This window comes from uncultured Azonexus sp., assembly GCF_937982035.1.
Classification (GTDB): Bacteria; Pseudomonadota; Gammaproteobacteria; order Burkholderiales; family Rhodocyclaceae; genus Azonexus.
Window position 1 is genome coordinate 120,311 of the sequence record NZ_CALJNI010000014.1, and the last position, 20,007, is coordinate 140,317.

General features: G+C 67.1%; 17 protein-coding genes. 10 read left to right on the forward strand and 7 right to left on the reverse strand.

The window, feature by feature from the left end; genetic code table 11:
* The first annotated feature begins 3 nt into the window (after nt 1-3).
* Both Q0799_RS10685 and lnt read left to right on the forward strand, forming a co-directional pair.
* Nucleotides 4-852, forward strand: coding sequence for a transporter associated domain-containing protein (locus Q0799_RS10685; RefSeq protein WP_298398145.1), 849 nt, complete (start codon nt 4-6; stop codon nt 850-852).
* Nucleotides 839-2,323: an apolipoprotein N-acyltransferase gene (gene lnt / locus Q0799_RS10690; protein WP_298398147.1), complete on the forward strand. Its 1,485-nt coding sequence runs from the start codon at nt 839-841 to the stop codon at nt 2,321-2,323. The genes Q0799_RS10685 and lnt overlap by 14 nt, the downstream gene beginning before the upstream one ends.
* Here the strand turns inward: lnt and Q0799_RS10695 are convergent.
* Nucleotides 2,265-2,963 (reverse strand): transglycosylase SLT domain-containing protein, encoded by a 699-nt coding sequence (locus Q0799_RS10695; protein WP_298398151.1) that lies wholly within the window; start codon nt 2,961-2,963, stop codon nt 2,265-2,267. The two genes, lnt and Q0799_RS10695, sit on opposite strands and share 59 nt — an antisense overlap.
* Nucleotides 2,964-3,338: 375 nt before the next feature.
* On the opposite strand from Q0799_RS10695, the gene glyQ reads away from it, so the two are divergent.
* Genes glyQ through Q0799_RS10735 form a run of 8 tightly spaced genes read left to right on the forward strand, consistent with a single transcriptional unit; the run spans nt 3,339 to nt 12,700 of the window.
* Nucleotides 3,339-4,280, forward strand: coding sequence for a glycine--tRNA ligase subunit alpha (gene glyQ, locus Q0799_RS10700; protein WP_298398185.1), 942 nt, complete (start codon nt 3,339-3,341; stop codon nt 4,278-4,280).
* Nucleotide 4,281: 1 nt separating this feature from the next.
* Entirely contained in the window at nt 4,282-6,390 is a 2,109-nt protein-coding gene (gene glyS / locus Q0799_RS10705; RefSeq protein WP_298398153.1) for a glycine--tRNA ligase subunit beta, read from the forward strand.
* Between the two features lie 16 nt (nt 6,391-6,406).
* Complete coding sequence (gmhB, locus tag Q0799_RS10710) at nt 6,407-6,967, forward strand: D-glycero-beta-D-manno-heptose 1,7-bisphosphate 7-phosphatase (RefSeq protein ID WP_298398155.1); 561 nt, start codon at nt 6,407-6,409, stop codon at nt 6,965-6,967.
* Nucleotides 6,964-7,713: a 1-acyl-sn-glycerol-3-phosphate acyltransferase gene (locus Q0799_RS10715; protein WP_298398157.1), complete on the forward strand. Its 750-nt coding sequence runs from the start codon at nt 6,964-6,966 to the stop codon at nt 7,711-7,713. The genes gmhB and Q0799_RS10715 overlap by 4 nt, the downstream gene beginning before the upstream one ends.
* Complete coding sequence (locus Q0799_RS10720; RefSeq protein ID WP_298398159.1) at nt 7,694-8,410, forward strand: SprT family zinc-dependent metalloprotease; 717 nt, start codon at nt 7,694-7,696, stop codon at nt 8,408-8,410. The genes Q0799_RS10715 and Q0799_RS10720 overlap by 20 nt, the downstream gene beginning before the upstream one ends.
* Nucleotides 8,411-8,421: 11 nt before the next feature.
* Nucleotides 8,422-8,805, forward strand: coding sequence for a lactoylglutathione lyase (gloA, locus tag Q0799_RS10725; protein ID WP_298398161.1), 384 nt, complete (start codon nt 8,422-8,424; stop codon nt 8,803-8,805).
* A 60-nt stretch (nt 8,806-8,865) separates the two neighbouring features.
* Nucleotides 8,866-9,663 (forward strand): ABC transporter substrate-binding protein, encoded by a 798-nt coding sequence (locus tag Q0799_RS10730; RefSeq protein WP_298398163.1) that lies wholly within the window; start codon nt 8,866-8,868, stop codon nt 9,661-9,663.
* Nucleotides 9,647-12,700 carry an ATP-binding protein gene (locus Q0799_RS10735; protein ID WP_298398165.1) on the forward strand — a complete coding sequence of 1,018 codons (3,054 nt, stop codon included), beginning with the start codon at nt 9,647-9,649 and terminating at the stop codon, nt 12,698-12,700. Before Q0799_RS10730 ends, Q0799_RS10735 begins: the two co-directional genes overlap by 17 nt.
* On the opposite strand, the gene Q0799_RS10740 is transcribed toward Q0799_RS10735, so the two are convergent.
* The 6 genes from Q0799_RS10740 to Q0799_RS10765 form a co-directional block, all read right to left on the reverse strand.
* A complete protein-coding gene (locus Q0799_RS10740; RefSeq protein WP_298398167.1) occupies nt 12,697-13,902 on the reverse strand; it encodes a glycosyltransferase family 1 protein in 1,206 nt (401 codons plus the stop codon). The two genes, Q0799_RS10735 and Q0799_RS10740, sit on opposite strands and share 4 nt — an antisense overlap.
* Nucleotides 13,903-13,962: 60 nt before the next feature.
* Nucleotides 13,963-14,775 (reverse strand): phosphonoacetaldehyde hydrolase, encoded by an 813-nt coding sequence (phnX, locus tag Q0799_RS10745; protein ID WP_298398169.1) that lies wholly within the window; start codon nt 14,773-14,775, stop codon nt 13,963-13,965.
* Nucleotides 14,776-14,802: 27 nt separating this feature from the next.
* Complete coding sequence (locus Q0799_RS10750) at nt 14,803-16,026, reverse strand: FAD-binding oxidoreductase (protein WP_298398171.1); 1,224 nt, start codon at nt 16,024-16,026, stop codon at nt 14,803-14,805.
* Nucleotides 16,023-17,141 (reverse strand): 2-aminoethylphosphonate--pyruvate transaminase, encoded by a 1,119-nt coding sequence (locus Q0799_RS10755; RefSeq protein ID WP_298398173.1) that lies wholly within the window; start codon nt 17,139-17,141, stop codon nt 16,023-16,025. Before Q0799_RS10755 ends, Q0799_RS10750 begins: the two co-directional genes overlap by 4 nt.
* Nucleotides 17,142-17,161: 20 nt before the next feature.
* Nucleotides 17,162-18,850, reverse strand: a complete 1,689-nt coding sequence (locus tag Q0799_RS10760) for a putative 2-aminoethylphosphonate ABC transporter permease subunit (RefSeq protein WP_298398175.1) — start codon at nt 18,848-18,850, stop codon at nt 17,162-17,164.
* On the reverse strand, nt 18,847-20,007 hold a 1,161-nt coding region (locus Q0799_RS10765), incomplete at its 5' end, for an ATP-binding cassette domain-containing protein (protein ID WP_298398177.1). The genes Q0799_RS10760 and Q0799_RS10765, both read right to left, overlap by 4 nt.

The window sequence follows — 20,007 nt, forward strand, 5'->3', positions numbered from 1 at the left end:
ATCATGGACAGTGACAGTAAACCCGGTTTCATCGAACGCCTGACCTCCCTGCTGCTGCGCGAACCCGAGGACCGCCAGCAGCTCATGCAGATTCTGCATGCCGCCTACGAACGCAACCTGATGGACGCCGACGCGCTGACCATCATCGAAGGCGCCCTTTCCGCCTCGGAAACCCGCGTCACCGACGTGATGATTCCCCGGGCCCAGATGGACGTCATCGACGTCGACGACCCGCTGGACGAAATCGTCCCGGTGGTCATCGAGACCGCCCACTCCCGTTTCCCCGTCGTCGACGGCGACCGCGACAACATCCTCGGCATCCTGCTGGCCAAGGACCTGCTGCGCATCCACACTGAAGAGAATTTCGACCTGCGCGACTGGCTGCGCCCGGCCGTCTTCATTCCCGAATCCAAGCGCCTCAACGTGCTGCTGCGCGAATTCCGCGTCTCGCGCAACCACATGGCCATCGTCGTCAATGAATACGGCGGCGTCGCCGGCCTGGTCACCATCGAGGACGTACTCGAACAGATCGTCGGCGACATCGAGGACGAATACGACTTCGACGAAGCGCACGACAACATTCGTCTCGATTCGACCGGCCGCTACCGGGTCAAGGCTCGCACCGAGATCGAGGACTTCAACGAAGCCTTCTCGACCGCCTTCTCGAACGAGGAGTTCGACACCGTCGGCGGCCTGATCCTGCGCCACCTCGGCCGCGTCCCCAAGCGCAACGAAAGTATCGAGGTCGACGGCGTCCGCTTCCAGGTCCTGCGCGCCGACAGCCGCCGGCTGTACACCCTGCTGGTCGACCCGCCCAAGCCGAAACCCGTCAGCGAAGATGCGCCGGCCTGAACTGGCGGCGCTGCCGGCCGGTGCGGCCGGCGTCCTCTGCTTCGCCCCGTTCGACCTGTTCTGGCTGGCGCCGCTGCCCTGGCTGGCCTTGTTCGCCCTGTGGCAGCAGGCGCCGGACGCGCGCCGGGCCGCGCTCATCGGTTTCCTCTTCGGTCTCGGCTTCTTCCTCGCCGGCGTCTCGTGGATCTACGTCAGCCTCTCAGTGTTCGGCGGCATGCCCTGGTGGCTGGCCGGCCCGGCAACGCTGCTGTTCTGCACCGCGATGGCGCTCTATCCGACGCTCGCCGGCTGGCTGTTCAAGCGCTGGCAACCGGCCGGATTCTGGCGCCAGGCGCTGTGGTTCGCCGTCCTCATCGCCGCCGCCGACTGGCTGCGCGGCTGGTTGTTTACCGGTTTTCCCTGGCTGGCCGTCGGCTACACCCAGGCGCCGCCCAGCCCGCTGGCCGGTTTCGCGCCGCTGGTCGGCGTCTATGGCCTATCGCTGCTGCTGGCGCTGAGCGCCGCCTTGCTGTTGCGCTGGCGCGTCGGCCTGCCGGTGCTGGCGCTGCTGCTTGCCACTGGTTTTGGCCTGCGTCAGCTTGAATGGACGCAGCCGGTTGGCGAGCCGGTCAGCGTCGCCCTGCTCCAGGGCAACATTCCGCAGGACATGAAATTCAATCCGGACAACTTCGTCCGCACCCTGCTGCGCTACCGCGACATGATCGCGGCGCATCCGGCCCGCCTGACCATCCTGCCGGAAACCGCCCTGCCCGCCTTCCTCGACCGACTGCCCCCCGAATATCTCGATGAACTGAGCACCCTGGCCCGCCAACACGGTGGCGACATCGTCGTCGGCACGCTGACCGGTAACCCGGAAACTGGCTACTACAACAGCGCCGTCAGCCTCGGCATTTCGCCGCAACAGATCTACAGCAAGCAGCACCTGGTGCCCTTCGGTGAATTCATCCCGGCCGGTTTCGCCTGGTTCATGGCTCAGGCCAACATCCCGATGTCGGCGTTTTCCGCCGGCCCACGCCGGCCGGCACCGCTGACCGTCGCCGGTCAGCCAGTGGCGTTCAACATCTGCTACGAGGATGTGTTTGGCGAGGAAATCATCCGCACCCTGCCGCAGGCCGGGATTCTCGCCAACCTGTCGAATACCGCCTGGTTCGGCCGCTCGCTGGCGCAACCGCAGCACCTGCAGATCGCCCGCATGCGCTCGGCCGAAACCGGCCGGCCAAGCTTGCGCGCGACCAATACCGGGATGACCGCGATCATCGACGCGCGCGGCGACGTGGTGTCGGCGCTAGCACCGTTCGAGACGGCGGTTCTCACCGGCGAAGTGCGCGCTCACCAGGGCAGCACGCCCTACATTGCCTGGGGCAACCTGGGTTTCCTCGTGCTGCTACTGGCCGGCGCGGGCGCCGCGCAGATCAGGCGCGCTGCATCTGCTGCTGGATCGCCTGCTCCAGGCGCTGACGCTCGGCCATGACCTTGCTCGAATAGCGGCGCTCGGGGTCGTTGATCGCCCCGCCGAACTGCTGCAGACCGGGAACCAGGCCGCCATTGCGGGCAATCGATTCGCGCAGGATGCGGGCGCCGACCTGGACATTGGTCACCGGATCGAAGAAGGGCAGCTCGCCGGCGTCTTCCGGCAGCTTGTCGGTATGGAAGCGCGGCATCACCTGCATCAGCCCCTGCGCCCCGACCACGCTCTGCGAGAAGGGGTTGAAGCTGGACTCGACCCCGATCACGGCAATGATCAACAGCGGATCGAGACCGAGTTCACGGGCGCTGTCCTGCGCCGTCAGGAAGATCGGCACCAGCACTTCATTGGACACGCGGTAGCGGCGGGCAACGTACTGCAAGGCCTGCTGCATGCTCGGCACCAGACGCTCCTGATTCAGGGCGACCGGCTGCACGGCGGTATCGCCGATCTCGCTCTCGCTGGCGCTGACGCCACCGGGGAACATGGCCTGGAGGCCGTCGAGCAGGCCGGAATGGCCCTTGTAGGTACCGGCCAGACCGAGCACGAAAACCAGCCCGGCCAACATCAAAAACTTGCGGACGACGTGGGATACGGCCGCGACTACCCGCGAAGCTGCGGGAGAAAGGAACTGCGAAGCGAACATGCGCCCTCCTTCACTGTTGCCACCGGCGATCGAACAGCCGGCGAACGGTTACGGGGGGGTACGACACCAATCCATTCCTCCGTGGGAGGAAGCAAGGTTTCCAACAGGCCGAGTCTGGCCGAAAGCGAGGAAACACCGGTGTTGCACCGCAACAAGACAGCGCGCATTCTATTGATTTATTTGAATAAGTCAAGAAACCACCGCAACACCACGGAGCATTGCGTTGTATGCGCGCCACAGGCGGCAAGCTGCCGGGACGGCGCAAAAGCCTGTAAAATCTGGTGTTTTCCGTCTTTCCGAGTGCGTCCGATGACGACCAGCAAGAAACCCACGTTTAGTTCCGACGTCACGCCCGCAAACGGGCATGAGTCTTCACTGAAGCTTAGCAAGCCAAGCTTTCAAGAGATCATCCTGCGTCTGCAGCAATACTGGAGCGCCCAGGGTTGCGCCCTGCTCCAGCCGTACGACATGGAAGTCGGCGCCGGCACCAGCCACACCGCCACCTTCCTGCGCGCCATCGGCCCCGAGCCGTGGAAGGCTGCCTACGTACAACCGTCGCGCCGCCCGAAGGACGGCCGCTACGGCGAGAACCCGAACCGCATGCAGCACTACTACCAGTACCAGGTGGTGCTCAAGCCGGCGCCGGACAACATCCTCGAACTCTACCTCGGCTCGCTGGAGGCGCTGGGTTTCGACCTCAAGAAAAACGACGTGCGTTTCGTCGAGGACGACTGGGAAAACCCGACGCTCGGCGCCTGGGGCCTGGGCTGGGAAGTCTGGATGAACGGCATGGAAGTCACCCAGTTCACCTACTTCCAGCAGGTCGGCGGCATCGACTGCAAGCCGATCACCGGCGAAATCACCTACGGCATCGAACGCCTGGCGATGTACCTGCAGGGCGTCGAGAACGTCTATGACCTCGTCTGGACCGACGGCCTGACCTACGGCGACGTCTACCACCAGAACGAAGTCGAGCAATCGACCTACAACTTCGAGCATTCCGACGTCGACTTCCTCTTCCACGCCTTCGGCGCGCACGAGAAGCAGGCACAGCACCTGATGGGCGCGCAACTGGCGCTGCCGGCCTACGAACAGGTGCTGAAAGCCGCGCACACCTTCAACCTGCTCGACGCGCGCGGCGCGATTTCCGTGACCGAGCGCGCCGCCTACATCGGCCGCATCCGCAACCTGGCCCGCGCCGTCGCCCAGGCCTACCTGGAATCGCGCGCCCGCCTCGGCTTCCCGATGGCGCCCAAGGAATGGGCCGGCGAGGTGCTGGCCAAGCTCGAAGAACAGAACGCCAAGAAAGCCGCCTGAGATGACTGCCAAGAACCTGCTCGTTGAACTGTTCGTTGAAGAACTGCCGCCCAAGGCATTGAAGAAACTCGGCGAAAGCTTCGCCGCCGCGCTCGCCGCGTCGCTGAAGAAGGACGGCCTGGCCGCCGATGGCGCGCAAGTGACCGCTTACGCCTCGCCGCGCCGCCTGGCCGCGCACGTGACCGGCGTCGCCGCCGTCGCCGCCGACAAACCGGTGGTGCAGAAGCTGATGCCGGTCGCCGTCGGCCTCGACGCCAACGGTAAGGCCACGCCCGCCTTGCTCAAGAAGCTGGCCGCACTCGGTGCCGATGAAAGCGCCGTCGCCAGCCTGCGCCGCGAAAACGACGGCAAGGCCGACATCCTGTTCTACGACAGCCTGGCCAAGGGCGCGACGCTGGCCGACGGGCTGCAGAAGGCCGTCGAGGCCGCGCTGGCCGCGTTGCCGATTCCCAAGGTGATGACCTACCAGTTGGCCAACGGCTGGGACACGGTCAATTTCGTGCGCCCGGCGCACGCGCTGGTCGCCCTGCACGGCGCCGACGTCGTGCCGGTGGCGGTGCTCGGTTTGAACTCCGGCCGCCAGACCAAGGGCCACCGCTTCGAAGCCGCCGTCGATCCGGTGGTGATCGCCGACGCCGACAGCTACGCCGAAACACTCAAGCGCGACGGCGCCGTGATCGCCTCGTTTGCCGAGCGCCGTGCCGAGATTGCCCGCCAACTCGCCGCCGCTGCGGCCCAGGCCGGCGGCAAGCCGATTGAAGACGACGCCCTGCTCGACGAAGTCACCGCCCTGGTCGAACGCCCGAACGTGCTGGTCGGTCAGTTCGAGCAGGAGTTCCTGGCCGTGCCGCAGGAATGCCTGATCCTGACGATGAAGGCCAACCAGAAGTACTTCCCGCTGCTCGACGCCGCCGGGAAACTCACCAACAAGTTCCTCGTCGTCAGCAACATTTCGCCGGCCGACCCGAGCGCGGTGATCGGCGGCAACGAGCGCGTCGTGCGCCCGCGCCTGGCCGATGCCAAGTTCTTCTTCGACCAGGACCGCAAGAAGTCGCTGGAATCGCGCGTGATCGGTCTGTCCAAGGTCGTGTACCACAACAAGCTGGGCACCCAGGGCGAGCGCGTCCAGCGCGTCGCCGCGATTGCCCGCGCCATTGCCGAAACGCTCGGCGGCGGCGAACTGGTGCAGCACGCCGAACAGGCAGCGCTGCTGGCCAAGGCCGACCTGCTCACCGACATGGTCGGCGAGTTCCCCGAACTGCAGGGCATCATGGGCCGCTACTACGCCCAGCACGACGGACTGAACGGCGATGTCGCAGATGCCATCGAAGACCACTACAAGCCGCGCTTCGCCGGCGACAGCCTGCCGCGCGGCCGCGTCGGCACGGTCGTCGCACTGGCCGACAAGCTGGAAACCCTGGTCGGCATGTTCGGCATCGGCCAGATTCCGACCGGCGACAAGGACCCGTTCGCGCTGCGTCGGCATGCGCTCGGTGTCATCCGCATGCTCGCCGAGGGCGACCTGAATCTGGCGGTCGACGGCCTGCTCGCCGGCGTTTTCGCGCAGTTCAACGGTGTCGAGGGCTTCGCCCCGAACCCACAGGCGCTGGCCGACTTCATCTACGACCGCCTGGCCGGCAGCCTGCGCGAGCAGGGCTACACGGCGCAGGAAGTCGATGCCGTGGTCAGCCAGCGGCCGCAGCGCCTGGGCGACATCGTCAAACGCCTGGCCGCCGTCCGCGCCTTCTCGGCGCTGCCGGAAGCCGCCGCGCTGGCCGCCGCCAACAAGCGCGTCGGCAACATCCTGAAGAAGGCCGAGGGCACGGTGGAAGCCCGCGTCGATGCGGCGCTGCTGCGCGAAGCCGCCGAAAGCGCGCTGCACGCGGCGCTGGTCGAGGTCGTGCCGCAGGCCGACGCCGCCTTCCTCACCGGCGACTACAGCGAATCGCTGCAGGTCCTGGCCCGACTACGCGCCCCGGTCGATGCCTTCTTCGACGGCGTCATGGTCAATGCCGACGATCCGGCACTCAAGGCCAACCGCCTCGGCCTGCTGGCCATGCTGCACGCAGCGATGAACCGCGTCGCCGACCTGTCCAAGCTGTCCGCCTGAGTCACGGGAGCCCACCATGCCCGGCAAGCTGATCATTCTCGACCGCGACGGCGTGATCAATTTCGATTCCGCCCAGTTCATCAAGAGCCCGGAAGAATGGAAGCCGATCCCGGGCAGCCTGGAGGCCATCGCCCGACTGAAGCAGAACGGCTACCGCGTCGTCGTCGCCACCAATCAATCCGGCATCGGTCGCGGCCTGTTCGACATGGACACGCTCAACCGCATCCACAAGAAGATGCACAAGTCGGCCAACGAACTCGGCGGACGCATCGACGCCATCTTCTACTGCCCGCATACCGCCGATTCGCAATGCGACTGCCGCAAGCCCAAACCGGGCATGTTCAAGCGCATTGCCGACACCCTCAATGCCGACCTCAACGGCGTCGTCGCCGTCGGCGATTCGCTGCGCGACCTGCAGGCCGGTGTGGCCATGGGTTGCCGGCCGGTCCTGGTGCTCACCGGCAAGGGCGAAAAGACCCGGGCCGAAGGCGACCTGCCTGCCGGCACATTGATCTTTGCCGACCTGGCCAGCGCCGTCGATCACCTGCTGGCGTCCGAGTCCAAGGAAAAGAAATGAACGCCATCCGCTCCACCCTGTTCATGACCTACGCAATCATCTGGTCGGTGCTCAGCGCACCGCTGGTGGTCATCGCCGGCCCGCTGCTCGGCGGCATCTGGGCTTACCGTTTCGGCCGCGTCTGGCGTCTCGGCACGCAATGGGGCGTCGAGAACCTGCTCGGCATCCGGGCACAGGTGATCGGCCGCGAGAACATGCCGGCCGAAGCCTGCGTGATCATGGCCAAGCACCAGTCGGCCTGGGAAACCATGACCCTGCAGGATTGTGTGCCGGACGATGCCTTCTGCGTCTTCGTGCTCAAGCAGGAACTGCTCAAGGTCCCCTTCATCGGCTGGGGACTGGCTGCCATGAAGATGATCTCGATCGACCGCAACGCCGGCAAGAACGCGCTCGACCAGGTCGTCACCCAGGGTCGCGAACGGCTCAAACAGGGCTACTACGTGATCATCTTCCCCGAAGGCACGCGCGTGGCTCCGGGCGAGAAGCGCCGCTACAAACCGGGCGGCGCCTATCTGGCCACCCACGTCGGCTGCAAGGTCGTGCCGGTTGCGCACAACGCCGGCGAATTCTGGCCGCGCCAGGCCTTCCTGAAAAAGCCCGGCACCGTCACCATCAGCATCGGCCCGGCCTTCGACGCCAGCGGCATGAGCGAGATGGAAGTCAATCAACGCGTCGAGGACTGGATCGAGGCCGAGATGCGCCGCATCTCCCCGCACCGCTACCCCGATGCCGCCCAGGCCGCCTGAAACCCGGCACAACATCGTCCTCGCCGGGCTGGCCGTCGATTTCGCCCTGCAGCGCAGTGCCCGGCGCAGCATCGGCCTGCGCATCGACCATCGCGGCCTGCGCGTCGGCGCCCCCTTGCGCGCCTCGCTGCGCGACATCGAGACGCTGATCCGCGAACACGGCACCTGGGTCCTCGACAAACTCGCCGACTGGCGCGAACGGCCGCCGCCGGAACGCTTCGCGGTGATCGACGGCGCCCTGCTCGACATCCTCGCCACGCCGACCCGGCTGCGGGTCGTGCCGGCCCGCCGGGCCGCCAGCGCCTTCTCCGCTGACGAAATCCACCTGGCCGTACCGGCCGGCATCGCTCCCGAAAAAGTGCTGGAGAACGCGCTCCGTAACCGGGCCAGAACGCTGTTCGCAGAACGCCTGGCCCACTTCGCCCCGCAGCTCGGCGTCGCCCCGCCGCCTTTACGCCTGTCTTCGGCGCGCACGCGCTGGGGCAGCTGCAGCGCGCGCGGCAACATCGCGCTCAACTGGCGGCTGATCCTGATGCCGCCGGCCATCGTCGATTACGTCGTCTGCCACGAACTGGCCCACCTCAAGGAAATGAACCACAGTCCGCGTTTCTGGTCTGTGGTCGAACAACTCTGCCCGGACTGGAAGGCACAGCGCAACGAACTGCGCCGCCTTGGCCGGCAACTCCCGCAATTCTGAAAGGACACCCCATGCGCATCCTGCACACCATGCTCCGCGTCGGCAACCTCGACCGCTCAATCGCCTTCTACACCGAAATCCTCGGCATGCAGCTGCTGCGCCGCAACGACTACCCGGAAGGCCGATTCACGCTGGCCTTCGTCGGCTACGGGAGCGAGGACAGCGAAGCCGTGCTCGAACTGACGCACAACTGGGACACCGAGAGTTACGAGCTGGGCAACGCCTACGGCCACATTGCCCTGGCCGTTCCCGACGCCGCTGCCGCCTGCGCCGCGATCAAGGCGCGCGGCGGCAAGGTGGTGCGCGAAGCCGGGCCGATGAAGCACGGCAAGACGGTCATCGCTTTCGTCGAGGACCCGGACGGCTACAAGGTCGAGCTCATCGAACGCGACTGAGCCCGACAGCCCGGCTTTTGATACACTGCAGATCGCTTGTGTATTACAAAGGTGATAAAAGTGAAAGCGATCCCGCCCATCCTGTTCGCCGCCGCGCTACTGCTCGGCGCCGTACCGGCGCACGCGCAACAAGCCGGTGTCCTTGAGCGTATCGCCGCCACGTCGACGGTACGCGTCTGCATCTGGCCGGATTATTTCGGTATCAGCTATCGCGACCCGAAAACCCGCCAGCTCTCCGGCATCGACATCGACATGGCCAAGGCCCTGGGGCGCGACCTGCGCGCCGATGTCGAGTTTGTCGACAGTTCCTTCGCCCGCCTGATCGACGATGTGACCCAGGACCGCTGCGACATCGCCATGTTCGCCATCGGCATCACGCCGCTGCGCCAGGAAAAACTGCGCTTCACCCGGCCGCACATGGCCAGCGACATCTACGCCATCACCACCAAGAGCAACCGGCGCATCCGCCAGTGGAACGACATCGACCAGCCCGGCGTCGTCGTCGCCGTGGCCAAGGGCACCCTGCACGAACCGGTGATGAAGGCCCGCCTCAAGTCGGCGACGCTGAAGGTGCTCGACACCCCGCAGGCGCGCGAACGCGAAGTCGAATCCGGACGCGCCGACGTGTTCATGACCGATTTCCCGTTCACCCTGCGCATGCTGCGCACCACCGACTGGGCGCGCCTGATCAAGCCGGACAGCACCTATCACATCACGCCCTACGCCTGGGCCATGCGCCCGGGTGACGACCGCTGGCACGCGCGGGTCGAGGACTTCCTGGTGCGCGCCAAGCGCAGCGGGGAACTGAAGGCCTTCGCCGAACGTCACGGCCTGTTGCCAATTGCCGTTCTCGACTGACGCTCCGCTACCGCCCGGCAGCCGCACCGGCGTCATCACCCGCCTGCTGATCGGTCTGCAGGTGGTGTTGATCGTCGCCGTCCTGCTCGGCAGCCTGTCGCACGTCCTGCGCCTGCGTCAGGACGCCCTGGACAGCCATCTGGAGGACGCCCGCGCCCACGCCCGGGTGTTCGAGGAACAACTCACGCAGACGCTGTCCCTGGCCGACCTCAGCCTGCAGGCCATGCCCGAACTGATCGACGGCGGGCAGATCGACAAGAGGGCGACGGCCCGGCAACTGGAAGGCATGCTGCGCCGACTCCTGTTCATCCGCTCGCTGTCGATTGCCGACGAGCATGGTCGCATCCTGGTCAGTTCCAACCCGGAAAACGTCGGCCGGCAGATCGACAGCAGCGATTTCCAGCCGGCGCGCGAAGGCGGTGAAATCGCCAGTTTCCCGCGCATCGGTGTGCCCTGGCTCGGCCGCGACCTGGCCGATGGTTCGCCCAGCACCACCCGCAGCCCGATCCCGCCGGACAGCCCGAGCTTCTTTCCGGTCGTTCGCGAGGCGCAGGTCGGCGAGCGCCGCCTGCAGATGATCGCCGCCTTCAATCCCGACTATTTCATCAACCACTTCTCGCACCACATCGATCCGCAACTGACACTGGTCGAGATCCTCGACTATCGCGGCATCGTCATGCTTTCGTCGCGCGACGACCTGATGCCGGGCAGCCTACACCTGAGCGGTCCGCCGCTGACCGAGATGCACGACAGCGAAATCGGCAGCCGCGCCGAAGACATCGACGGCGACCGGCAGATGCTCAGCGCCTACCGCGCTTCGCGCAACTACCCCCTGTTCGTGCTCGTGCATGTGGACCGCGAACATGCGTTGCAGCAGTGGTACACCGAAGCGAAGATCACCCTGGGGATCACCGGCATCGCGCTGCTGGTCATCATCACCCTGAGCCTGCTGCTGATCGGCCGCGTCCGCCGCGGCCTGATCAACGAGGCCCGCCTGCATCACGAACGGCAACTGGCGGCCCAGGTATTCGAGAACAGCACCAGCGGCATCCTGGTGACCGACGCCGAGCGCCGCATCCTCGCCGTCAACCCGCAACTGGAGAAGGTTTCCGGCTTCAGTGCCGGCGAACTGGTCGGCCAGACCCCGAGTATCTTCAGCTCCGGCAGGCACGATGCCGGGTTCTACCGGCAGATGTGGGAGGCCATCAACGAACGCGACATCTGGCGCGGCGAAATCATCAACCAGCGCAAGGACGGCCGCCTGATCGAGGAATGGCTGACCATTTCCGTCGTCCGCGACAGCCACGGACAGCTGGTCAATTACCTGGGCGTTTTCGAGGACATCACCGAACAGCGCCTGCAGGCACTGCGCCTCAAGCGCCAGCTGGCCGCCCTGCAGGCGCTCAACGAAATCGCCACGATCAAGGGTCTCGACCCGCGGGAAATCCTGCGCCAGGGGCTGCGTCTGGCCAGCGAGCACCTGCACCTCGAATACGCCATCATCAGCCACATCGACCCGGCGGCCGACCGCTACCGGATCGAAGTCCAGGTCTGTCCTGACGGCCTGCTCGCCGACAATCAGGAATTCACGCTCGGCGACACCTTCTGCGCCGAAATCATCCGCCAGGACAAACTGTTCCAGCTGGTCAACGTCGCCGAATCCGACTACTGCGATCATCCGAGTTTCCGCGAGTTCAAGCTGGCCTGCTTCCTGGGCACGCCGATCCGGGTCGACGGCGCGCTGTACGGGACGATCAATTTCTCGTCGCGCCAGCATCGCGACCACGACTTCGACCCTTCGGACCTCGAATTCATCCAGTTGCTGGCCCGTTGGGCCGGCGGCCTGATCGAGCGCATGCGCGCCCACGAACAACTCGACAATGCCCGCGCCGCGGCGGAAGCCGCCAGCATCGCCAAGGGCAGCTTCCTGGCCAACATGAGCCACGAAATCCGCACCCCGATGAACGGCGTGATCGGCATGGCCGACCTCCTGCTGGCCACGCCGCTGAACGCCGAGCAGCGCGATTACGCGGAAACCATCCGCCACAGCGCCGACGGCCTGCTCGGGCTGATCAACGACGTGCTCGACTTTTCCAAGGTCGAAGCCGGCAAGCTGGAAGTCGAACACATTCCCTTCGCCCCGGCCGAAGTCCTGCACGACACCCTGGCACTGCTCGGCCACTCGGCCGTCACCAAGGAAATCGCACTCACCGGCAACATCGACCCGACCGTTCCCGCACGCCTGATCGGCGACCCCGGCCGCCTGCGCCAGACCCTGATCAACCTGGTCGGCAATGCCGTCAAATTCACCTCGGTCGGCAGCGTCTGCGTCCATTTCACCGGCTGGCCCCTGGACGACGACAAACAGTGCCTGCAGATTTCGGTCAGCGACACCGGCATCGGCATGTCGCCGACCGTGATCGCCGGCCTGTTCTCGCCCTTCTTCCAGGGTGACGCCTCGACCACCCGCCAGTTTGGCGGCACCGGCCTCGGCCTGTCGATCTGCAAGCGCCTGATCGAACTGATGGGCGGCAGCATCGCCGTCGAATCGACGCCGGGAGAAGGCAGCACCTTCCGCATCGAACTGCCCTTCGTCATCGACCGCAGCAGTGCGCCGGCCTGCCCGGCCGGCGAACCGGACACGCAGCTGCGCGACGGCCTGCGGGTACTGCTGGTCGAGGACAATCTGATCAACCAGAAGGTCGCCGGCGCCCTGCTCGGCAAGCTCGCCTGCCGGCATGTCGCCGTGAACAATGGTGAAGAGGCCCTGGCCCGGCTGCGCGATGAAGACATCGACGTGGTCCTGATGGATTGCCAGATGCCGGTCATGGACGGTTTCGAGGCCACCCGCCGCCTGCGTGCCGGCGAAGCCGGCGAGGCCATGCGGACCGTACCGGTCATCGCCATGACCGCCAATGCCATGCAGGGCGACCGCGAAGCCTGCCTGGCGGCCGGCATGGACGATTACCTGGCCAAGCCGGTCAGCCATGTGGCCCTGAAACAGGCCCTGATCCGCTGGAGTAGCGGCCGGGTTTAATTGCCGCCGGCGATGGCCTCGCGAGCAACCTGTTCGAAGGCGGACACCACGCCGGGCCAGTTGCGCACCAGCATGTCGTCGCGTGCCCGGTGCCCCATCGCGGCAAGCCGTTCGGGCATTTCGACGCACCACAGTGCAGCATCGACGTAAGCCTTCTCGTCGCCGGGCGCGACAGCCACACTGTTGACGCGGTCGGCCACCAGTTCAGCCGCCGCCGCGCTGCGGTAAGCCACGACCGGCACACCGCTGGCCATGGCCTCGGCCACGACGTTGCCGTAGGTTTCGCTGAGGCTGGGAAAAAGGAAGATGTCGGCGCTCGCATAATGGCGGGCCAGATCCTCGCCATGGCGCATGCCGGCAAAATGATGATCCGGGTGTTCCTGCCGCAGCTGGCGTGCCGACGGTCCATCGCCGACCCAGACCATGCGGGCACCGGGATGCCAGACCTGAATAGCGGCAAAGCATTTCTCGATCAGCGCCAGGTTCTTTTCCGGCGCCAGGCGGCCGACATAGAGGCACACCGGCCCTTCGCCGACCGCCCCCCAACCGGCGCGCAGCAGCGGATCGCGCCGTTGCGGATCGAACAACACGGTATCGACACCGCGCCCAACTACACGCACGCCGGGCACGCCTGCACCGGCCAGATCGGCAGCCAGCGCCGCCGTCGGCACCATGGTCGCCAAGGTGCGCCGATGCAGGATGCGCAGGTAGGCCGCCACGGCCGGACGCAACCAGCCCATGCCGTAATGCACGCTGTAGCGGTCGAAATTGGTATGAAACCCCGAAGTCACCGGGATGCCCAGCCGCCGCGCCACGGCCACCGCCGACCAGCCGAGCGGCCCCTCGGTGACCACGTGCACCAGGTCCGGCCGCCGGCCGCGCCAGCGCCGGGCCAGCATCCGCCCGGCCGGCAGGCCGAAACGCAGCCCCGGATAGCCGGGCAAGGGCACGCCCGGCAGGGGAACATCCAGTTCGCTGCCGGCGTCTTCCGCGCCCTGACGCGGACGCAGCACCTCGACCCGGTGCCCGAGATCGCGCAGACCGCCGACCAGCCGGCCAACGGTCATCGCCACCCCGTTCACCTCGGGCGGATAGGTTTCGGTGACAAAGGCGATATCGAGCATCACAGCTTCTCCGGCGGCTGAAACGGCAATGCCGGTTTTGCCCATGCCGGGCAATGGCTCAGGGTATGGCGCATTCATGAATCCTCCTTGGCTGAATGCACCTTAAACACCCATTGCTAAGCTTTCATGACAAGCCGGTCACGGCCGTTCGCCATGAGCAAGCCGGTTCTCGATGTCGGCAAGGACCGCGCGTAGATCGGCGATCGTGTCGATCACGTAATGCGCGCCGGCGCCGGTGAACTCGCGGCCGATGCGGGCGCGCAGCGCGACCAGCGTATCCTCGTCGGCCGCCTCGAACTCGGCCTGCGTCAGCCCGGCCGGACTGCCGGAGAGCATCAGCCCGACCGTCCACATGCCGGCGTTGCGCCCTTCGAGGATGCCCGGCAGGGTGTCGTCAACCTTGACGCAATGCGCCACGTTGCCGACCTTCAGGTCGAGCACGCACTGCAGTGCCATCCACGGGCCGGGGCGGGCGCCGGCGGCGAGATCATCGGCGCAGACGGTGCAGTCCGGCGCGTAGCCATTGGCGGCGGCAGCGACCATCAGTTTTTCCATGACCTGGCGCGGGTAGCCGGTGGTCGAACCAATCTTCAGGCCACGCTCGCGCAAGGCGGCAACCGTCTCCAGGGTGCCGGGAATCAGCGCCGCGTGTGCGCCGACGCGTTCGACCTGCAGCGGCAGGAAGGTGCGGTAGAGGTGGTCGATGTCGTCGTTGTTCATCGGCCGCCCGAATTTTGCCCGCCAGCGGGCGTCGACCGCCGGATCGCGGCCGAGCGCCTCGATGTGCTGCCACTTGCCCAGACCCATCGGGCCGCGGGCTTCGGCCAGCGTCAGGTCGAAGTTGTAGGCGGCGCGGAAGGCGTCGACGAAAATCTGGGTCGGCGCGAAGGAGCCGAAATCGACCGTGGTCCCGGCCCAGTCGAAAATGACTGCTTCAAGTTGCTGTTGCATGGAGTGTCTCCGTAAGGTGGCGGCGGTTCAGCCGGATGTTTTTCCGGCCCGCGCGGCGGCGCAGGCGGCGAGGAAGTCGGGGGCGTAGGGGTCGAAATCGCCGCGCCGGCCCGGGGCGCTGGGCTGCGGATCGACGAAGGGCGCGGCACCGCGGATCAGTTCGCCGATCAGCCGACCGACGCCGCCGGCGAAGCTGATCCCCGAGCCGTTGCAGCCGCTGGCGACGTACAACCCGGCGATCTTCGGCGCGGCGCCGACGACCAGCTGCCGGTCGGGCGTGTAGTTGCTCGGCCCGGTCAGGTAATGGGCGATGCCCAGCGTGTTCAGTGCCGGGAAGCAGGGCGCCAGTTCGTCGGCGCCTTCGGCCAGGTTGGCCCAGCCGTCGGCGTCGTCGGGGTCGAAGACGAAACCGGCGAGGTCGGCCGGCAGCGAGCGCGCGTCGGCAACCGCCGGCTGGCGCTCGCGGATGCCGAACAGCAGGGCCCCGACCTCGGGCCGGGCGTAGGCGCGGATCGCCGGCAGCAGGACGATGGCGCCGTCGCGCGGAAAGATCGGCGCCGGCTCGCTGATCCAGTACTGGCTGCGTACCGGCGCCATCGGCAGCGGCAGGCCGAGATCGACGCTGAGCCGATTGGCCCAGGCGCCGGCGGCATTGACGACAAGGCCGGCGGCCAGCGTGCTGCCGTCGGCCAGCTCGACGCCGCGCACTGTGCCGGCGTCGGCGACGATGCGCGTCACTTCCGCGCTGGTGCAGCGCACGCCGCCCGCGATGGCAGCGCGCAGCAGGGCGGTGGCGAACAGATAGGGTTCGACGTAGCACTCGTCGGGGAAGAAGACCGCGTGATCGAAGGATTCCGGCGCCAGCCAGGGGGCGCGGGCGAGCGCCTCGGCTTTGTCCAGCCAAGTGCTGGCGATGCCGTGCGCGGCGGCGCCTGCGGCACGCGCCTGCAACACTGCCAGGTGGCTGGCTGGCGCCGCGTGCAGTGCGCCGACCGTGCGCCGGCCGATGTCCTCGCCGAATTCCTGTTCGAGTTCGGCCATCGTGCGGAAGGTCTGGCGGGCCAGCGCGATCTGCCCGGGATCGTCGCGCACCATGGTCACCAGCGCCGCCGCCCGGCTGGTCGCGCCGGCCGCCGGCTGCAGGCGTTCGAGGACGAGGACGCGCTCGCCGAGCCCGTGGCGGGCGAGTTCGTAGGCGACGGCGGCGCCGAAGATGCCGCCGCCAACGATCAGGATGTCACGTTCGTTCATTCAGCTACCGCAACTTGCATGTCGCGCAGCGTCGCAGCCACGGCATCGACGACCTTGGCGATGTCCTGAACGGTCAGCGCGCCGATGCAGCCGACACGGAAGGTTTCAACTTGGGTCAGCTTGCCCGGGTAGAGGATGAAACCCTTGTCGCGCACCGCCGCGTAGAAGGCCTTGAAGTCGTAGTTCGGGCTGGCCGGCGCGTGGAAGGTGACGATGATCGGCGCCTGATGCTCGGGCGCCAGGAAAGGCTTGAGGCCGAGCCCGGCCATGCCGTCGACCAGCGCCGCGCAGTTGGCGGCGTAGCGGGCCTGGCGGGCAGCCAGTCCGCCTTCCTCGGCGTACTGTGCAAGCGCTTCGTGCAGCGCGACGACGACGTGGGTCGGCGGCGTGAACCGCCATTGCGTGGTCTTCTGCATGTAGGTCCACTGGTCGTGCAGGTCCATCGCCAGCGAATGGCAGTTGCCGGCGGCGGCTTCCAGCGCGCTGCGGCGGACGATGACGAAGCCCATCCCGGGCACGCCTTCGAGGCACTTGCCGGAAGCGGCGACCAGCGCCGCGATCGGCGTCGTGCGCAGGTCGATGTCGAGGGCGGCGAAGGAACTCATCGCGTCGACGATCAGCTCGCGGCCCTGGCGAGCGACGGCGGCGGCGATCTCGGCGAGCGGGTTGAGGATGCCGGTGCCGGTTTCGCAATGGACCTGGGCGACGTGGGTGATCGCCGGGTCGGCGGCGAGCGCCGCCTCGATCGCCGCCGGGTCGGCCGGCTGGTCTTCGGCGAAGCGCAGTTCGACGGCCTCGCGCCCGAGGTAGCTGAGGATCTTCAGGATGCGCGCGCAGTAGGCGCCGTTGTTCGGCACCAGCACCTTGCCCTGGCGCGGCACCAGGGTGCCCAGCGCGGCTTCGACCGAGAAGGTGCCGGAACCCTGCAGCGGCACGCAGACGTGGCTGTCCTCGCCGTGGGCGATGGCGACCAGCTGCCGGCAGACGTCGGCGGTGATGCGGTTGAAGGCGGCGTCCCAGGAACCCCAGTCGTGCAGCATCGCCTGCTTGGTGCGCAGCGAGGTGGTCAGGGGGCCGGGGGTGAGCAGCAGCGGGTCGCGGTCGACGGCGTACATGGATGGGTTCTCCGGAAATTTCATCGTTGGAAATGGCGCCAGGCCTGGTGGCGGCGCAACAGCAAATGGGTGAGCAGGGAATAGACGAGACTGATCAGCGCCGAGGTAAGCACGATCAGCGTCGCCATCGCCGCCGCCGGACCGAGTTCACCGGCCTCGTCGAGGTTGAGGATGGCGACTGCCGCCGGCAGGGTGTCGCTGGCGTAGAGGAAGACCAGTGCCGACACCGTGGTCATCGCGTTGATGAACAGGTAACGGGCGATTTCCAGCACCGCCGGCAGGCAGACCGGCAGCGTCACCCGCCACAGGGTGACGAAGCGCGACACCTTGAGCGAGGCCGACACTGCCTCGAATTCGCGGTCCAGGCTCTTCAGCGCGGTCACCGCAGTCAGGTGGCAGGGTGTGTAGAAATGGACGACGGTGGCAACGACCATGATCGCCAGGGTGTGGTAAAGGCCGTTCAGCGGGTTATCCGGCGAATTGAAGAAGAGGATGTAGCCAATGCCCAGCACCAAGCCGGGCACGCCCATCGGCAGCGCCGCCATCGCCCGCACCGCTGTGCTCAATGCGGCCGGCCGCGCCGACGTGCGCTCGAGCAACCAGGCGGTGAGGAAGACCAGCGGCGTGCCGAACAGTGCGGTCAGCGCGGCAATCTTCAGGCTGTTCTGCCAGGCGGCCAGGACACCGGCTTCGGCCAGGCCGTAGATGTAGTGGTCGAGCGTCAGTTCAAGGTTGTACGGCCAGAAGCGGACCAGCGAGGTGTACATGGCCATGCCGAGCACGCCGAGCATCGCCGTCGCCAGCAGCAGGCAGTAGAGCAGCAAGGGCAGGTCGCGGCGGCGGCCGGGGCGCGGCTGATAAGGCACGGCGCGAGCGGTCAGGCTGGCCTGCTGGCGGCGCTGCACCCAGGTATCGACGGCGAAGGCGAACAGCACCGGCAGCAGGAGCAGCAGGGCGACGATGGCGCCGCGGCCGAAGTTGTGCTGGCCGACAACCTGGACATAGACCTCGACCGCCAGCACCGGGAAATTGCCGCCGATCACCTTGGGGATGCCGAACTCGCTGACCGAATAGGCGAACACCACCAGCGCCGCGCTGATCAGCCCGTACTTGGCGGCCGGCAGCGTCACCGTGCGGAAACGCCGCCAGCGCGAGGCACCGAGCGCATCGGCGGCTTCGTAGAGACGGCCGTCGGCGGTGGCCAGGGCGACGACGAGGATCATCAGGGCGTGCGGGAAAGCCGCGTAGACCGTGGCCATGACGATGCCGATCGGACCATACACCGAGGCGCCGCCCAGCCAGGCCTTGAGCACGCCCTGGGTGCCGAACCACTGGATGAAGGCAATCGCCCCGACCAGCGACGGCCCGAGCAATGCCGACAGGCCGATCAGCCGCCACAGGCCGCGCAGCGGCAGACAGGCGCGCTGGATGGCGTAAGCGTAAAGAAAGGCCAGCGGCACCGTGAGCGCCGTCACCAGCGCCGCCACCCACAGCGTGTTCCAGGCCGCCGTCGCCATTCCCGGCGTGGCGGCGAATTCGGCAAAGCGGAGAAGGCTGAAAGCGCCGTCGTCGTCGCGCACGCTGCCGACCAGCAGGGCCAGCAGCGGCAGGACCAGGAACAAGGCCAGGGCGACGGCGGCGCCGAGCAGCAGGACGCCCGGCAGACGCTCTGCGCCGGAGCGGAAAACAAGCGGCCGGCGCAGGATCATGCCGCCTCCGGCAAGGGCTGCAGATGCTCGGCGGGAATGCCCAGGCGCAACATCGCCCCCGGGCGGATTTCGCGACCGCACAGGTAGTTGCTGGAAAACTGGGCGACCAGCGGCCGACCGTCGGCCGTGTGCGCGCGCAGCGTGACCAGCGAATACGGACCGAGGAACTCGCACTTGAGCACATGGCCGTAGAAGGTGTTCTCGCCCTGGTCGAGGGTATCGTGCAGACGGATGTCCTCGGGACGGACGTAGAAGCGGGCAGTTGCAGCGGGCGGCAGTTCGGCGGCGGTGCGCAGCAGCAGGTCGCCGCTGCGGGCGTGGTGCGGCCCGACGCGTTCGGCCGTGAGCAGGTTGCCCCGGCCGATGAAATCGGCGACGAAATCGTTGCCGGGCTGGCGGTAAATGTCGCGCGGTTCGCCGATCTGCTGGATGCGCCCCTGCTGCATGACGACGATGCGATCGGCCATGGCCAGGGCTTCTTCCTGATCGTGCGTGACCATGATCGTGGTCACCCCGAGACGGGTCTGCAGGGCGCGGATTTCGCCGCGCAGGCGGACGCGCTCGATGGCATCGAGCGCCGACAGGGGTTCGTCGAGCAGCAACATGTCGGGCGCCGTCGCCAGTGCCCGGGCCAGCGCGATGCGCTGCTGCTGGCCGCCGGACAACTGCGCCGGATACTTGGCCTGGGTGCCCGGCAGGCCGACCAGTTCGAGCATTTCCTCGACCCTTTGCTTGGCCAGACGGCGTTCGTTGCGGCTCGAGTTCAGACCGTAGGCGACGTTGTCGGCAACGGAAAGGTTGGGGAAGAGCGCATACGACTGGAAGACGATGCCGTAATCGCGCTGCCCCGGCGGCAGCCGGGAAATGTCGCGACCGGCATGGACGATCTCGCCTTCGTCCTGCATTTCCAGGCCGGCAATGGCGCGCAGCAGGGTCGTCTTGCCGCAGCCGGACGCGCCAATGGCGCCCACGAAGTCGCCCGAGCGCATCGACAGATCGATCGGTGCCAGCGCCAGGGTGTGGCCGCCCCCCGCGCCAGCGTAGGCCACGGTCACGCCGCGCAGGTCGAGCGTATGCATGGCTTCGCAGGCCCCGGCGCCGCGCGCATGGCGGGTTCGTCCGCCATGCGTCGCAGACGGCCGTTGCGAGACTACTTC

What these genes read in the sequence shown, in the direction of transcription:
- Q0799_RS10760 (WP_298398175.1), bottom strand. Translation starts at nt 18,850, where the DNA reads ATGATCCTGCGCCGGCCGCTTGTTTTCCGCTCCGGCGCAGAGCGTCTG.
- Q0799_RS10755 (WP_298398173.1), bottom strand. Translation starts at nt 17,141, where the DNA reads ATGTACGCCGTCGACCGCGACCCGCTGCTGCTCACCCCCGGCCCCCTG.
- glyS (WP_298398153.1), top strand. Translation starts at nt 4,282, where the DNA reads ATGACTGCCAAGAACCTGCTCGTTGAACTGTTCGTTGAAGAACTGCCG.
- phnX (WP_298398169.1), bottom strand. Translation starts at nt 14,775, where the DNA reads ATGCAACAGCAACTTGAAGCAGTCATTTTCGACTGGGCCGGGACCACG.
- Q0799_RS10695 (WP_298398151.1), bottom strand. Translation starts at nt 2,963, where the DNA reads ATGTTCGCTTCGCAGTTCCTTTCTCCCGCAGCTTCGCGGGTAGTCGCG.
- Q0799_RS10720 (WP_298398159.1), top strand. Translation starts at nt 7,694, where the DNA reads ATGCCGCCCAGGCCGCCTGAAACCCGGCACAACATCGTCCTCGCCGGG.
- Q0799_RS10715 (WP_298398157.1), top strand. Translation starts at nt 6,964, where the DNA reads ATGAACGCCATCCGCTCCACCCTGTTCATGACCTACGCAATCATCTGG.
- Q0799_RS10750 (WP_298398171.1), bottom strand. Translation starts at nt 16,026, where the DNA reads ATGAACGAACGTGACATCCTGATCGTTGGCGGCGGCATCTTCGGCGCC.
- Q0799_RS10685 (WP_298398145.1), top strand. Translation starts at nt 4, where the DNA reads ATGGACAGTGACAGTAAACCCGGTTTCATCGAACGCCTGACCTCCCTG.
- Q0799_RS10740 (WP_298398167.1), bottom strand. Translation starts at nt 13,902, where the DNA reads ATGAATGCGCCATACCCTGAGCCATTGCCCGGCATGGGCAAAACCGGC.
- gmhB (WP_298398155.1), top strand. Translation starts at nt 6,407, where the DNA reads ATGCCCGGCAAGCTGATCATTCTCGACCGCGACGGCGTGATCAATTTC.
- gloA (WP_298398161.1), top strand. Translation starts at nt 8,422, where the DNA reads ATGCGCATCCTGCACACCATGCTCCGCGTCGGCAACCTCGACCGCTCA.
- lnt (WP_298398147.1), top strand. Translation starts at nt 839, where the DNA reads ATGCGCCGGCCTGAACTGGCGGCGCTGCCGGCCGGTGCGGCCGGCGTC.